12 protein-coding genes are annotated in these 15,401 nt (G+C 70.7%); 3 read left to right on the top strand and 9 right to left on the bottom strand.

The annotated features are described in order from the left end of the window. Positions 1-5 precede the first annotated feature (5 nt). The 3 genes from ABZ855_RS28865 (at position 6) to ABZ855_RS28855 (ending at position 5,015) form a co-directional block, all read left to right on the top strand. The gene (locus ABZ855_RS28865; RefSeq protein ID WP_360811707.1) at positions 6-1,976 is read left to right on the top strand and encodes a sugar ABC transporter ATP-binding protein; all 1,971 of its coding nucleotides are present in this window, start codon (positions 6-8) and stop codon (positions 1,974-1,976) included. Further along, on the top strand, positions 1,973-2,962 hold the full coding sequence (locus tag ABZ855_RS28860; RefSeq protein WP_360811705.1) for an ABC transporter permease: 990 nt from the start codon (positions 1,973-1,975) through the stop codon (positions 2,960-2,962). The genes ABZ855_RS28865 and ABZ855_RS28860 overlap by 4 nt, the downstream gene beginning before the upstream one ends. Before the next feature lie 352 nt (positions 2,963-3,314). Beyond that, positions 3,315-5,015, top strand: coding sequence for an amidohydrolase (locus ABZ855_RS28855; protein WP_360811703.1), 1,701 nt, complete (start codon positions 3,315-3,317; stop codon positions 5,013-5,015). Positions 5,016-5,129: 114 nt separating this feature from the next. On the opposite strand, the gene ABZ855_RS28850 is transcribed toward ABZ855_RS28855, so the two are convergent. From ABZ855_RS28850 to ABZ855_RS28810, 9 genes are all read right to left on the bottom strand, one after another. Then, positions 5,130-5,822, bottom strand: coding sequence for a hypothetical protein (locus ABZ855_RS28850; RefSeq protein ID WP_360811701.1), 693 nt, complete (start codon positions 5,820-5,822; stop codon positions 5,130-5,132). Between the two features lie 33 nt (positions 5,823-5,855). Next, a complete protein-coding gene (locus ABZ855_RS28845; RefSeq protein ID WP_360811699.1) occupies positions 5,856-7,013 on the bottom strand; it encodes a hypothetical protein in 1,158 nt (385 codons plus the stop codon). A 430-nt stretch (positions 7,014-7,443) separates the two neighbouring features. Next, positions 7,444-8,163, bottom strand: a complete 720-nt coding sequence (locus tag ABZ855_RS28840; protein WP_360811697.1) for a gamma-glutamyl-gamma-aminobutyrate hydrolase family protein — start codon at positions 8,161-8,163, stop codon at positions 7,444-7,446. After that, on the bottom strand, positions 8,160-9,650 hold the full coding sequence (locus ABZ855_RS28835; protein ID WP_360811695.1) for an aldehyde dehydrogenase: 1,491 nt from the start codon (positions 9,648-9,650) through the stop codon (positions 8,160-8,162). Before ABZ855_RS28835 ends, ABZ855_RS28840 begins: the two co-directional genes overlap by 4 nt. A gap of 244 nt (positions 9,651-9,894) precedes the next feature. After that, a complete protein-coding gene (locus tag ABZ855_RS28830) occupies positions 9,895-11,355 on the bottom strand; it encodes an APC family permease (protein WP_360811693.1) in 1,461 nt (486 codons plus the stop codon). 180 nt (positions 11,356-11,535) lie between these two features. Further along, on the bottom strand, positions 11,536-12,144 hold the full coding sequence (locus ABZ855_RS28825) for a TetR family transcriptional regulator (protein ID WP_360811691.1): 609 nt from the start codon (positions 12,142-12,144) through the stop codon (positions 11,536-11,538). Positions 12,145-12,170: 26 nt separating this feature from the next. Continuing rightward, the gene (locus ABZ855_RS28820; protein WP_360811689.1) at positions 12,171-13,016 is read right to left on the bottom strand and encodes a fumarylacetoacetate hydrolase family protein; all 846 of its coding nucleotides are present in this window, start codon (positions 13,014-13,016) and stop codon (positions 12,171-12,173) included. A gap of 1 nt (position 13,017) precedes the next feature. Further along, positions 13,018-13,938, bottom strand: a complete 921-nt coding sequence (locus ABZ855_RS28815; RefSeq protein WP_360811687.1) for a 3,4-dihydroxyphenylacetate 2,3-dioxygenase — start codon at positions 13,936-13,938, stop codon at positions 13,018-13,020. Then, positions 13,931-15,397 carry an aldehyde dehydrogenase gene (locus ABZ855_RS28810; protein ID WP_360811685.1) on the bottom strand — a complete coding sequence of 489 codons (1,467 nt, stop codon included), beginning with the start codon at positions 15,395-15,397 and terminating at the stop codon, positions 13,931-13,933. The genes ABZ855_RS28815 and ABZ855_RS28810 overlap by 8 nt, the downstream gene beginning before the upstream one ends. Positions 15,398-15,401: the final 4 nt, after the last annotated feature.

Raw genomic sequence — 15,401 nt, 5'->3', positions numbered from 1 at the left:
CGGTCATGACCGAGGTGAGCCTCCGGATCCGTGGACTGACCAAGTCCTTCGGCGGAGTCCGGGCCCTGGACGGCGTGGACCTGACCGTGCCGATGGGACAGGTCCACGCCCTGCTCGGGCACAACGGCGCCGGCAAGTCCACGCTCATCAAGTGCCTCGGCGGCGCGTTCCCGCCGGACGCGGGCACGATCGAGGTCGGCGGGCGGGCGTACGAGCGGCTGAGTCCCCGTGAGTCGATCACGGCGGGCGTGGCGATCATCTTCCAGACGCTGAGCGTGGTCGACGCGCTCACCGTCTCCGAGAACATTTTCCTCGGCCAGGAGTGGACCCGGTACGGCCGGATCGACCGCCGCGCCCAGGAGGAGGTGGCCGCCGGCCTCCTGGAACGGGTGGCGGCGACCTGCTCACCCCGCGACCGGGTGGGTGAACTCCCCATGGGACAGCGGCAGTTGGTGGAGATCGCCAAGGCGCTGAGCCGCAGCGCCTCGGTCCTGGTCCTCGACGAGCCGACCGCCGCCCTGTCCACCGCCGAGAGCGACGCCCTGGCCGAACGGGTCGAGGACCTGCGCACCCAGGGACTGGCCGTCGTGTACGTCACCCATCTGCTCGCGGAGGTGGAACGACTCGCGGACGCGGTCACCGTTCTGCGGGACGGCCGGGTCGCCCACCACGCGGTGGGCGCGGGCCAGAGCCGACGCGACCTGGTCACCGCAATCGCCGGACGCCCGGCCGAGCCGGCCGAGCCGGCTGTCGGGAGCCGGACGGCCGACGGGCCGGTCGGGGACCGGACGACCAGCGTGCCCGGCGCGAACCCGACGGGCAGCAGGCCCGGCGGGAACCGCACGACCGGCGCATCCGCCGGGAACCGGACAACCTCCGTGCCCGGCGCGAACCCGACGGCCAGCAGGCCCGTTGGCGATCGGTCGGTCGAGGTGTCCGCCGGGGACCGGGCGGTCGACGTAGCCGCCGGGCACCAGCCGGTCGACGCGCCCGCCGAGGAGCCGCCGATCGGCGTATCCGAGGGACACAGGCTGAGCGGCGCCGAGGCGCCGGCCCGTGGTTCCGGCACCGACACCACACCCCGTGCCACGGTCTCCCCCGCTGCTCCAGTGGCGCGGGGTGTGGGCTCACCCGACGGTGGACTGATCCTGGACGGCCTGCGCGGTCCGGGCTTCGGCCCGGTCACCCTCACCGTGGGCAGCGGTGAACGCGTCGGGCTGTACGGGCTCATCGGCTCCGGCCGAACCCGCATCCTGGAGACCCTGTACGGCAGGCGCCGCGCGTCCGGCGGAACCGTGCGGGTCGGTGACCGTACCGTCAGGGCCACCCGGCCCGGCGACGCGCTGGCCGCCGGGATCGCCCTCGTACCGGCGGACCGGCGCAGACAGGGGCTGTTCCCGACGCTGAGCGCCCGGGACAACGCGCTGCTTCCGGCAGTGCGCCCGCTGTCCCGGTACGGCGTACGGGCACTCGGCAGCGAGCGGCGGGTGTTCGACACGCTGGCCGGCGCGGTCGGCCTGCGGCCGGCAAGCCCCCGGCTGCCGGCAGCCTCGTTCTCCGGCGGCAACCAGCAGAAGCTGGTCCTCGGCCGGTGGATCAACGACACCAGGGACATCCGCGCGCTGCTCCTGGACGAGCCGACCCAGGGCGTCGACGTAGGCGCCCGGCAGGAGATCTACCGGGTCGTACGCTCCCTCGCCGACGACCGCGGCACCGCCGTCCTGTTCGCGTCCAGTGACCCGGAGGAGATCGTCGAGCTCGCCGACCGGTGCCTGGTCGTAGCCGGGGGCCGGGTCGTCGGTGAGCTGTCCGGGGCGGAACTCACGGAGGAGGCCCTGCTGTCGGCCGTCCACGACCCCTCGGCATCCCCCGAGACCTCCGAGACCTCCGAGACCTCTGCGGCCTCCGAGAACTCGGAGACCTGCGACGCCCCACCCGCACACCAGCAGTCCGTCACCGCCGAAGGAGCAGTATGACCACCGCCGACTCCGTCCTCGTGCGCCCGCGCGCCCTCGCCGCGGGCGGTCTCGGTACCGTGCGGCGGCATCCGCTGATCCTGGTGCTGGCCGTGATGGTGCTGGTCTTCCAGCTGTCGACGGGCAGCTTCCTCGACCCGGCCAATCTGCGCGGGATCGCCACCGACGCGGCAACCCTCGCCATCGTGGCCGTGCCTCTGGCGCTCCTGGTGATCAGCGGGTATCTCGATCTGTCGGTCGGTTCGACACTCGCCCTCGGCGGGTTGGTCGCCGGCTGGCTCGCCGGGCAGGGGCAGTCACCGGTGGTCGCCGTGCTGGGCGGGCTGGCCGCCGGGGCGGCGATCGGGGCGGTGAACGGGGTGCTGTGCTGCTACTTCGGGCTGTCAGCGTTCATCGTGACGCTGGGCATGCTGACCGCCGTACGCGGGCTCGCACAGCAGCTCTTCCCGTTGCCGCTCAGCGGGTTCGGCTCGGGGTTCGCATGGCTGGGCGGGTCGCGGATCGCCGGGATCGCGGCGCCGGTCGTCATCGCGGCGGTCGTACTGGTCGCGGGCGCCCTGTTCCTGGCGTTCACACCGGCCGGGCGGCATGTCTTCGCGATCGGGGTCAACCGGGAGGCCGCGTATCTGTCGGGGATCAGCATCCGGCGTACACCCTTCGCCCTCTTCGTCGTCACCGGCGTCGCCGCCGCGCTCGCCGGGGCCATCAAGGCGTCCGTGCTGGACAGCGCGGTCGGGGGGACCTCTGGGGCCGGCTTCGAACTGACCGTGCTCACCGCCGTGCTGCTGGGCGGGGTCGCGCTCAGCGGTGGATCGGGGTCGGTCCTCGGAGTGCTGCTCGGCGTGCTGTTCCTCGGCAGCCTGCAGAACGGGCTGACCCTGCTCGACGTGCCCACCTTCTGGCAGCAGATGGCACAGGGGACCGCGCTGGTGGCGGGAGCGGCGCTCGCGCACTTCGCGCCCGGGTCGGGGAGGGTGGGTCGGTGAACCCGGCTGACGGCCTGCCGGCCGGTCGGCTGTGAACCCGGTCAACACCGCTAAACCGTCGTCACCGTCAACACCGTTATGGCCGGCACCACGGTCAACAGGTCAGGCCGACACCCCGGTTAACACGGTTGCGGCCGACACCCCGGTCAACACCACTGCGCTCTGCGGAGGACAACACGGTCAACACCATTGCGGTCGGCACCACCACCCACACCCCTACTACGACCGTGAACGCGGTTAACACCCCTGCAGCCGACGCCAGCGTTCACACCCCTCCTGCCGTGACGCCCGTCAACACCCCTACGCCTGTGAACACCATCAACACCGTGAACTGCACGAAAGAGGTCTCCGCGTGAGCGACAGCTCTCCCACTCTCATCCTGACCGGCGGTCAAATCCTCACCGTCGACCGCGACTTCACCGTGGCGGAAGGCGTCGCCGTGCGCGGCCGGGACATCGTCGCCGTCGGGACCGACGCCGAGGTGCGCGCCCTCGCCGGCCCGGACACCCACGTCGTCGAACTCGACGGCCGTACCGTGCTACCCGGCATCAACGACTCGCACTTGCACGGAGCCGCGTACGGGATGACGAAGCCGCCCTTCGCCATCGACGTCGGCCACCCCACCGTCGGGTCGATCTCCGACATCGCCGACGCCGTGGAGCGGGCGGTTCACAATGCGCGGCCCGGGGAATGGGTGGTCGGGCTGGGGTGGGACCCCGGGTATCTGGCGGAGTGTCTCGCCGAGCCGCAGCGGTTTCCGCACCGACGGGATCTGGACGAGGTCGCACCGGACCACCCCGTCTGTCTGACCGACTTCTCCGCGCACATGGCGTGGCTGAACAGCGCGGCCCTGCGCGCCTGCGGGATCGACGCGGAGAGTGCGGCGCCGGGCGGCGGTGTCATCGACCTCGGTTCGGACGGGCAGCCCACCGGCATCCTGCGCGAGGCCGCGCAGGGGCTCGTGCAGTCCGGGCTGCCCTCCCCCGGCGTCGCCGAGCGGCGCCGGGCCATCCAGGGGGTGATCGAAGAGCTGCACTCCCGGGGGATCACCAGTTACACCGAGCCCGGGCTCGGGCCGGGCGGTGCCGGCACCTTCTCCGGCGGGCTGAGCACCGAGAACTGGACCGCGTACGCCGAACTGGCCGTGGAAGGTGAACTGGACGCCAGGATCAGCGTGTTGCTGCTGCCCGCCCCGATGGGCGGCTCCGCCGACGACGTACGCAAGGGGCTGGCCGAGCTGCGTCGGCCGGAGTCCGCCGACCCCCGGCGGCTCAACGCGATCGGCGTCAAGATCTTCGCCGACGGGGTGCCGCCGAACCGTACGGCCTGGATGACCGACCCGTATCCCGAGGGCGGCCACGGCGCGCTGTGCGTGCACGGGTCCACGCCCGACCTCCAGGTGGACGAGTTGCGGGAGATGATCCAGGTCGCGCACGAGGCCGGTTTCCAGCTCGGCGTGCACGTCACCGGGGACCGGGCGATCGACACCGTCGTGGACGCGTTCGTCGACGCCGAGGCTGCCGCGCCCCGCGCCGACGCCCGGCACTACGTCATCCACGGTGACTTCATCGGGCGGGAGAGCCTGGCGAAACTGGCGGCGCACGGGTACGGGGTCAATATGAACCCCGCCATCAAGTGGACCATCTCCGATCTGATGGACGAGGTCGTGGGACCCGTGCGGTCGGCGTACCAGTGGCCGGTGCGGTCGGCGATCGAGGCCGGGGTGCGGGTGTGCGCGAGTTCCGACGCGCCGGTCACCAAGCCGGACTGGCGGCAGGGCGTGGCCGCGATGCTGCTGCGCGAGTCGAAGGCGAGCGGGCGGGCCAGCGGGCCCGAGCAGTGCGTGACCCTCGCCGAGGCGCTGCGCGCCTACACGGCGACGCCGGCCTGGCAGGACTTCGCGGAGGACTGGAAGGGCACGATCGAGGCGGGCAAGGTGGCGGATCTGTGCGTGCTGGACCGGCCGCTGCTGGGTCTTGACCCGCACGACATCACCGACGTCGAGGTGGATCTCACGGTGTTCGACGGGCGGGTGGTCTTCGAGCGGGCGTGAGCGATCTGCCGGAGGGACCCTTCTTCGGCGGCCCGACCGGTTGCAGGGAACCTGACCGAGCCCCGCGGCGCGCCCACCCGTTTCCGATCTGTCCCTGATGCGGCGGCCGGCGGCTCAGGGCCCCGGATGGGGGCCGTGGATGCGCTGGGGCCGTTGGAGAACCTGGGTCGGCTGCACGGATGACGACGGGGCTGGCGGAGGTGGTGGCGGAGGCTGGTCCCGTAGCAGGGGCAGCGGGGTGTGCAGGTGCCAGATGCAGGGGAGGTCCAGTCGGCCCTGCCGCTCCGCCAGCAGGATCTGCTGGACGGTGAGACGGGCCTCCAGCACACACTGCCCGCTGCGTACGGCGACTATGTGGGCGTCGCGTACGACGGTGACGAACCCGTTGATCCGGAAGAGAAGGTCGAGCCAGACGTCGAGGGCGCCGACCTTGACGCCGTCCAGGAAGACGTCGATGTAGGGGCGGTGGTTGGACGTGATCTCGTGGCTCGCCAGCGCGACCACCTCCTCGCTGCCCGGAGTGGCCCGGGTGCGGTGCGCGGCGTCGGTGAGGGCGGCGTGTCTGCGCCAGCCGCCCGCCGCCACGTCGAAGATGTCGAGGGAGAGGAAGGAGTCGATGGAGCCCGCCAGTTCGTGTTCGACGGCTTGGTCGGCCGCGGGTGTCAGGGGACGCGTACCGTGGAGCAGCCCCCTGACCGCGCCGCCGCCGTGGAGCGGGCCGGCGAGGGCGTCGGCAGTGTCGGGGCACTCCGGGCCGAGCAGGAAGGCGCGGACCGTGAACGGTTCCGCCGGAGCGGTCGTGGTCATGGCTTCACCTCGACAGAGGTTTTCAGTAGGTCTTCAGTGGAAACGCTGGTCGCCCGGGTCCGGGTGGGGTTCGAGTCGTACGGTGCGGTTCACCGAACCGCCGTCACGCCGCTCGCGCAGTTCGACCGTTCCGGACCCGAAGCGCAGCGCCGTGCCGATGTGGTCGCGAACCCAGCGCGGTCCGCGTTGGCGGTGGTTCACCAGGGAGAACAGAAGGGCCAGGAGCAGTACGGCCGCGAAGACGGAAGGCCCGACCACCCATCCGATGGGGATCGCTGTGCCCCCGCCACCGTCCCCGATCCCGCCGACGGTCCCCGAGTCGGTCTCGCCGGTCGTGCCGCTGCCGGTCCCGTTCGTCTCTCCGTCCGTTCCGCCATTCTCTGTCCCGCCATTCTCTGTCCCGCCGTTGTCCGTTCCACCGTTGTCCGTTCCACCGTTGTCCGCTCCGCCGTTGTCCGTTCCACCGTTGTCCGTTCCACCGTTGTCCGTTCCACCGTTCTCTGCTCCGCCGTTGTTCGGGTCACCGTTGTTGGTGGTGCCGTTCGTTTCCCTGTCCGTCACCGTGAAATCGGCGTCGGCGTAGTACCTGTCGGGGTTGTCCGTGCACGCGGCCCGTACGGCGTGCGTCGTCTCGGATGCATCCTTCGGTACGTCGAATTTCTCTGCGATGTCTCCCTCGCTGGAGGGCGTTGCCCCGGCTATGAGCGTGCTGCCGTCGTCCCACGACACACTCACCGCTGAGCAGTTGAAGCCGATACCTTCGACCGTGACAGTCGTTCCCGAAGGGCCACTGGCGGGATCCAGCGTGATGTCCTGACGCGCTTCATGGGTCGGTGTGACCGTGAACGTCGCGTAGCCGTAGCGATCGTTGCTGCACCTCACGTACACCTCGTGATCGCCCGGAGTGGCCTTGTCCGGCACATCGAACGTGGCGCCGGAGCCGATACGGCGCTCGTCCCAGGTGATCAGGGTGATAACGGCGGTCAGAATGGCCGGGGCCGTCCGAGCCGTCGGCGGGTGGAACATGTTCACCGAAGGAGGCGCGTCCGAGTCGTCGGTGCAGCTCTTGAAACCGACCTGAACGGTGGTCCCCGGCGCCCCCTCGGACGGGCTGAGTGTGATCAGCTCCTGCTTCGCCACCGCGGCCGGCACCCAGAACGTCGTCGGGGCCCACCCAATCGCGATGCTCACCAGCACGGCGGTCAGGCATTGCCAGAAAAATCGCGCAGCGGATGTCATGAGCCGAAGCAAGCCGGGGCGAGGAAGGAGAAGAACGGACGGGGGCGACACGGCGCCTGGGAAAACCGGTCCTCAGGCATCGCCTCTTTGTCCCTTTCAGTCTCCGCCATCTCGCCGCTTTTCGCGCGTCTTGAGGTACGCGGCACACTCCGCTGAGCGGGCAGGAGGCCTCGATGTCTGTGGCCTCCTACTGGTGGGTGATGGTCATGGGCGACCTGCGGGTCAACCGGCGCCACCTGGCGGGGGGTGTCCAGCACGGTCACGGCGCCTGCGAGCAGCACGGCCAGCAGACCGGAACCCTGCGTACATGGGCCGCCTCGCCGTGGAAGCGCAGCCAGGTACGGACGCCGGTCCCGCCCCCTACGGGGCCGCGGGGCTCTGTTCAGCTCACCCGGGCCGCCGCCACCAGCGCGTCGAACAAGGCCTGTTGGGCGGGACCCTCGTGTGCCGTGTCCTCGGGGTGCCACTGCACAGCCGCGAACCAGCCCTTCGTATGCGGGAGTTCGAGTGCCTCGATCGTGCCGTCCACCGCTGTCGCGGTGACCACCAGGCCGGTGCCCGGGCGGTCGACGCGCTGGTGGTGGTAGCAGGACACCTCGCTCTTCTCCGCGCCGACCACCCGAGACAGTAGCGAGTCCTGACGGATCGTCACCGGGTGTACGACGTGCCGGTGTTCGCGCTCCGGTCCGCCCATGTCCTGCTGCAGTGTGCCGCCCAGGGCGACATTGACGACCTGCAGGCCTCGGCAGATCGCGAGCAGCGGGACGCCCGACTGCAGGGCGGCGCGGGCGACTTGGAGGTCGAAGGAGTCCTGGAGGTCGTCGACGTCGTACACCGAGTCGTGAGTGTGGGCGGCGCCGTAGCGGTGCGGGGCGAGGTCGCCGCCGCCGGGGAGCAGGATGCCGTCGAAACGGGCGAGGCGGGCGGCCGTCTCGGTGTCGGTGCAGTCCGCGGGGTGGATGGTCGCCGGTTCGCCGCCCGCCCGCCAGACGGCCTCGATCAGGGCGCGGGCGTTCACCTCGGCGGCGTACCGCAGCGCGGACGTGGACGCGGCGAAGCGCGCCGGGACGGCGATGAGAGGGCGGGCGGAGGCGGCGGTCACAGCTGGATCCAGGTGGTCTTGAGGTCGGTGTACTTCTCGAGGGCGTGTGCGGACTTGTCGCGGCCGTTGCCGGACTGCTTCACTCCGCCGAAGGGGACGGTCAGGTCGCCCTCCTCGTAGCAGTTGACCCAGACCGTGCCGGCCTTCAGCGCCCGTGAGACCCGGTGGGCCGTGGTCAGGTCGGAGGTCCACAGACCGGCGGCGAGGCCGTACTCGGTGGCGTTGGCCAGCCGTATCGCCTCGTCGACGTCATCGAAGGTGAGGACGGACAGGACCGGGCCGAAGATCTCCTCGCGGGCGAGGCGCGAGTCCGGGCCGACCTGGTCGAAGACCGTGGGGGCCAGGTAGGTGCCGCCGGTGCTCTCCAGGACACGTGTGCCCCCGGTGCGCAGTTGGGCGCCTTCCTCCCGGCCCGTTTTGATGTGGTCGAGTACGCGGCCCAGGTGGGCCTCCCCGACCAGTGCGCCCATCTCGGTGGCCGGGTCGAGGGGGTCACCGACGCGCAGTTCACGCGCGCGGCGGACGATCGACTCGGTGACCTGCTCGGCGACGGAGGAGTGGACCAGGAGCCGCGAGGGAGCGGTGCACATCTCGCCCTGGTTGAAGAAGATGCCCCAGGCGGCGGTGGTGGCGGCCTTCTCCAGATCGGGGGCGTCGGGAAGGACGATGTTGGGCGACTTGCCGCCCAGCTCCAGCCAGACGCGCTTGAGGTTGGAGTCGGCGGAGTAGTGAAGGAAGTGCCGGCCGACCGCCGTGGAGCCGGTGAACGCCAGTACGTCGACATCGGGATGGAGTCCGAGCGCGCGTCCGGCGCCCGGTCCGTCCCCGGCGACGACGTTGAGGACTCCCGGGGGCAGCCCGGCCTCGGTGCCGAGCCTGCCGAGGAGGAGAGCCGACAGCGGGGAGTTCTCCGACGGCTTCAGTACGACGGTGCAGCCTGCGGCGAGAGCCGGGGCGATCTTCCAACTCGCCAGTGTGAGGGGGAAGTTCCAGGGGACGACCGCGCCGACGACGCCGGCCGGTTCGCGGGTGACGAGGGCGAGCGCGTCGGGGGCGGTGTGCGGGGACTCGTCGGTGAGTTTGTCCGCCAACTGCCCGTACCAGCGGAAGGTGTTGATGGCGGCGCGAAGCTCGATGTCGTGCGCGTCCGTGATCGGCTTGCCCATCTCCAGGGTCACTGTCAGGGCGAGCGACTCGCGTTGCTCTTCGAGGAGTTCGGCCAGACGCAGCAGTACCCGGCCCCGGTCGGCGGGTGCCAGGTGCGGCCAGGGCCCGGTGTCAAAGGCCCGGCGGGCGGCGGCCACGGCGGCGTCGACCTCGGCGGGTCCGCCGTCGGCCACCTCGGTCAGCACCTGGCCGTCGCGTGGCGAGACGACGGCGAAGGTGGCGCCGCCGCCGGGTTCGTCCCGGCCGTCGATGTGGTGTGCGCCGTGCACCGTCGGCGCCTTGGCTCGGCGGAGCCACTCGTCGTGGGTGACAGGCGACATGCGGGCCTCCAGAACAGATGGATGGGTGGTGAGCGGCCGGGCCGGTTGGCCGGACCGGGGGGCCGGACCGGTTGGCCGGACCGGTTGGCCGGACCGGTTGGCCGGACCGGGGGGCCGGACCGGGGGCCGGGACGGCCGGGACGGTTGGCCGGGCCGGGTGTGCCGGGACGGGGGGCACGGACCGGAACGCGGGTCAATGCCTCCGGAGGGGCAGTGCCGCTCCGGAGGCGTGCGCGTGGCCCGGTCAGGCGTCGGCGGTCGGTACGCGCGGGCGGGTCAGCCGGGCGGTGATGAGCCCGAGGGCCATGACGGCCGGGACAGTCAGCTCCAGCCACAGGGCCGTGTCGCTGTCACCGCCTATGAGAGTGGTGAAGTTGTCGAGGATCAGCCAGACGGCACCCGCGACGGCGACCGTGGCCAGGGCGGGGGCGATCAGGGTGTTCCACAAGCGCGTGTCGAGGCGTTCGCGGCGGAAGAAGACGACCACAGACACCGAGGTCAGCAGGTACAGGAGCATCATCCCGAGGACGGCGACCCCGCTGAACCAGGAGAACAGCGTCAGGACGGGGTCCTTGCCGACGAAGGCGAACGGAGTCACCAGGGCCACCGCGACGGCCGTCTGCACGCAGCCCGCCACCCAGGGCGAGCGGCGGCTGTTGAGCGTACAGAGGCGGGCGGGGAGCAGCCCGTCACGGCCGAGCGAGAACAGATAGCGGTTCGCAGAGTTGTGGAAGGTGAGGAGGCCGGCGAAGAGGGAGGTGGCCAGCAGGACCGGCAGGACGTCGTTGACCCAGTTCCCGAACTCGGCGGCGATCGGGGCGAAGACGAACGCGGTCGAGTCGCCGCTCTCCAGTGCCTTGCCCGCCGCCTCCACGGCCGTCGAGGGGCCGTGCGCGGAGACCAGCATCCAGGAGGTCAGGGCGAAGAAGCCGACGACCACGACGATCGCCAGATAGGTGGCCCGCGGGACGGTCTTCTTCGGTTCGCGTGCCTCCTCGCCATAGATCGCCGTGGCCTCGAAGCCGAACATGGACGCGAGGGCGAACATCACGGCCACGCCGGGCGCGCCCTGGGTCACCGCGCTCGGCGAGAAGGTCTCCGAGATCCCGAGACCCTCCGGCCCGCCGCCCTTGACGAGGGTGACCAGGCTGAAGACGAGCAGGATGCTGAACTCGGCCAGGACGAAGACCGCGAGGAGTCTGGCGCCCATGTCGATGCCGGTGGCGCCGAGCAGCTGCACGACGGCCATCGTGGCCAGCGACCACACCCACCACGGCAGGTCGAGCCCCGTATGGGCGCTGACCAGGCCGTTGACGATGGCGCCGTACAGCCCGTACATGGCGGCCTGGATGGCGCAGTACGCGAAGAGGGCGACGCCCGCGCTGCCTGCGCCGGCGGTCCGCCCGAGCCCTTTGCCGATGTACGTGTAGAAGGCGCCCGCGTCGACGACATGGCGGCCCATGGTGACGAAGCCGACGGCGAAGAGCAGGGTCACCACGCCGACCAGCACATACGCGCCGGCCGTGCCGGGGCCGTTGCCGATCGCGACGGAGATGGGGACCGATCCGGCGATGCCGGTGAGCGGCGCCTGGGCGGACAGGACGAGGAAGAGGATGCCCAGGACGCCGAGGGCGTTGGGCTTGAGCTTGCCTGCGGTGGATGCGTCCCGCGCGGTCTGTTCTGGGGAGACCGTTCGACTGTCCACTCGGATCACCTGCCAAGGGAAGAGGGGTAATCGTTTCAGGCCAAACGAATTGCCTCATGGTGGGGTGGAACTATCCGTTTGGCAAGGGGTTCGGCGCTGTTTTGCAGTGCGGTGTTCTCGGCGCGGTGATTCCGGCACCGTCGGGTGTTGCCGGGGGTGCTTGGTCCGGCCGGAGAAGCCTCAGGCCTCGCCGTCGCGGTCGGCGGCCAGGAGCCGCAGGACGCCCCGCAGTTCGTCGAGGGCGTCCTCGATGATCTCGCGCTCGCCGAACACGAGCTGGTGCAGGACCAGGCCCTCCAGCGTGGCGAAGACCATGCGGGTCAGGCCCTCGCTGACCGTCCCCGGCAGCAGTTGGGCGAGCTCGCGCCGGGTGGCCTCGAAGTACTCGTCCTCGTACAGGGCGCGCAGGTGCGGGAGCAGTTCGGGCGTGCGGCGGGACTCCAGCAGCAGTTCGTACTGGAATGCCTGGAGGTCGGGGCCGCTCTCCACCATCTCGGTCAGGCCGGCCGAGAAGTCCGCCGGGCTGCCCGTGCCGGTCTCGAGGTCGCTGCTGGTCAAGGAGGAGCGGATGGCGTGGGTGAGCGCCTCCTCGATCAGCGCGTCGCGCGAGCCGAAGTGGTGCACGACGAGCCCGTGGGTGACGCCCGCCTCCTCGGCGACCGCCCGGTAGGTGAGCTTGCGGAGCCCGCCGCGGGCCACCACACGTACGGCGGCGTTCAGCAGGGCCTCGCGGCCGGCGCCGTAGGTCACGCGCTTGCGGGGGCGGCGCGGGGCGGCGGGCTCGGTCATGCCCGTGACACTACCCGTGACCACGGTCAACGCCGTGGCGCCCGGATGCCGCGGAACTCCCAGTCGCCGCCGAGCGCGGTGGACAGCACCTCCTCGGACTCGGTGGGCTGCGCGCCGACGTCGGTCCTGATCGGGGTCGGCCCGGTGACGATGTGGTTGGTCAGCCGTCCGAGCCCCTCGACCTCGACCTCGACGACGTCACCGGGCTGGACGGGCCGGGAGTTGGCAGGCGTACCGGAGAGGAGTACGTCGCCGGGGTGGAGGGTGATGGTGCGGGCGATGTCGGCGACGAGGTAGTGCATGTCCCACTCCATCTCGTCCGTCGAACCGTCCTGCACGACCTCGCCGTTGACGTACGTGCGCAGGTACTTGCCGTGGAAGTCCCAGTCGGTGACCAGGCCGGGGCCGAGCGGGCAGAGTGTGTCGGAGCCCTTGACCCGGAGCATCGAACCGGCGTCGGTGTCACGGAAGTCGTGCAGGCCGTAGTCGTTGGCGACGGTGTACCCGGCGATGTACTCCCCCGCCTCCGCCGGCGAGATGTTGCGCGCGGTCCTCCCGATGACGATGGCGACCTCACCCTCGTAGTTGAGCCACTTGCAGCCCTCGGGACGCACGACGGCGCCCTGGTGGGAGTTGAGGGCGGAGGTCGGCTTGTGGAAGTAGGTGGGGGTGGGAGTCAGCCGGATCTGGAACTCGTCCACCCTGCTGCGGTGGTTGAGATGCACGGCGACGATCTTGGAGGGCACGACGGGAGGCAGATGCCGGGCCTCCTCCACCTTCACCCGGCGGCCGTCACCGGCGACGAGTTCGTCCCCGTCGACGGTGACCTGGACGGCGGCGCCGTCGAGGAGGATGCGGCGGTACTCGGGCATGTCAGGGCTCCTGTACGGGGGTTCGGGGGGCGGTCCAGCCGGCGGCGGGCCGGTCGAACCACAGGTGGACCTGGCCGGTGCCGACGGAGTTCTCGTACTCGCCGTACTGGCGGGCGGGCGCGGTGCAGGCCTGTTCACCGAGGGCGCCGGCCAGCATCAGGTAGTGGAAGAACTTCGCCTCGGGCCTGTACTTCCAGAACTCGGGCATCGTGTCGAGGACCCGGTCGTGACGGCCCTCCTTGAACCAGGCGATGCGTTCCTCGTCGGCGGCGCGGGCCTCCGGCGTGAAGATGTGGGACGGGTCGCTGGATTCGTGGTCGCGGATCTGGCGCAGCGGCCAGAACGTGTGCGAGAGGGCTCCGGAGGCGATGACGAGGACCCGGCGTCCCGGTGTGGCGGCGATGCCGTCGGCGAGCGCCCGCCCGAGCCGCAGATGGTCCTCCATGTCGCCGGTCTGGCAGACCCCGATGGTCACCCAGCGCTTGTCGGGCAGTCCCTCGCCGAGGTACTTCCAGAGGTTGATCGTGGCGTAGTACACCGGCAGGTGGTCGTCGTCGATCGGAGTGATCCAGGTGCCGTGCTTGTCGGCGAACTGGGCGATATTGTGGGCGAGTTCGGGGTCCCCGGGGTAGTCGTACGGCATCCGGCACATACCGCGCGGCAGTTCCTCGGAGGTGAAGAGACCGGCCCGGCGCGACTGCGCGGTGACCACGAACTCGACGGTCGTGGCCCAGTGCGAGTCGAGGACGACCACGGTGTCGTACTCGTCGGCGGTGCCGTTCTCGAAAACGTCCCTCCTGAGCTGCTGGAGGCCGGTGACGAGGGTGATCTCCCTGCCCTCGTTCAGCTCCAGCCGGTCGGCCTTCGGCAGCACGATGGTGGGCACGTGGGCGAGCAGACCCGCCCCGACGATCTCACCCATGGTTGTTCCATCCGTTCGGCGCGGTGACGGTGTTCTTGACGTCGCAGTAGAAGTCGAAGCTCCAGGTACCGCCCTCGCGGCCCACCCCGGAGAGGCGGGAGCCTCCGAAGGGCGCCTGGAGGTCGCGTACGAAGAAGCAGTTGACCCAGATCGTGCCCGCGACGAGCCGCGCGGTGACGCGTTCGGCGCGGTCGGGGTCACCGGTGGCGAGGGTCGCGGCGAGCCCGAACCGGGTGTCGTTGGCCAGGTGGACGGCCTCGTCCTCGTCGGTGAAGGTCTGGAGGGTGAGGACGGGCCCGAAGACCTCCTCCTGGACGATCTCCGAGTCCTGGGCGACATCGGTGAGCAGGGTCGGCGCGTAGTACTGCCCGCCGCCCTCCGCAGGATGCCCGCCGATCACCGCCCGCGCCCCGGCGGCGAGGGCCCGCTGCACGAACCCGTCGATCTTCTCCAGCTGACGGGGGTGGATGTTGGGGCCCAGATCGGTGGCCTCGTCGCGCGGATCGCCCTGCGTCAGCCGTGTCGTCTTGTCGATGAATCGTCGGGTGAACTCGTCGGCGATCGACTCCTCGACGAGGATGCGGGTCGCGGCCAGACACACCTGGCCGGCGTTGTCGTACTGCTCCACGGCGAGGTCGACGGCCAGTTCCAGATCGGCGTCGGCGAACACCAACAGCGGGGACTTTCCACCGAGTTCGAGGCTGAGCGGGGTGAGGTTGGCGGCGGCGGAGGCGGCGATGCGCCGGGCGGTCGGTACAGACCCGGTGAAGCTGATCCGGCGTACGTCCGGGTGCGAGGTGAGGGCGTCGCCGATCTCGGAACCGTAGCCCTGGACGACGTTCAGCACCCCGGCGGGCAGTCCCGCCTCGGCGGCGATGTCGGCCAGCAGGGACGCGGTGAGCGGGGACCACTCGGCGGGCTTGAGGACCACCGTGTTGCCGGCGGCGAGCGCCGGGGCGACCTTCCAGGTGGCCAGCATCAGGGGCGCGTTCCACGGGGTGATCAGGACGCTCGGGCCCGCCGGGTCCCAGGAGACATGGTTCTTGTGGCCGCGTGTCTCGAAGTCCTCGTGGTCCAGCTTCAGCAACCAGTCGGCGAAGAACCGGAAGTTGTGCGCGACCCGGGGCATCACACCCCGACGGTGCGAGCGGAGCAACGCACCGTTGTCGTTGGTCTCGACGACCGCCAACTCCTCGATCCGCTTCTCGACACCGTCGGCGACGGCATGCAGAAGCCGGGCCCGCTGAACACGCGAGGTCGCGGCCCAGCCGGGAAAGGCCGCCTTGGCAGCGGCAACAGCCGCGTCCGCCTCGGCGGGCCCACCACGAGCAATCTCCCCGAGAACACGTCCATCGATGGGCGAGATATCGGTGAAGGTGGCGGCGGATGCGACGCGCTCACCACCGATCCAGTGCCGAGTATCGACACCAACTCCGGCGACAACAATCTTGTCCGACATGAGA

The organism is Streptomyces sp. NPDC047042 (assembly GCF_040644035.1).
Lineage (GTDB): Bacteria > Actinomycetota > Actinomycetes > Streptomycetales > Streptomycetaceae > Streptomyces.
The sequence above is the reverse complement of the archived record's forward strand: the minus strand, read 5'-3'. Positions and strand labels throughout refer to the sequence as shown.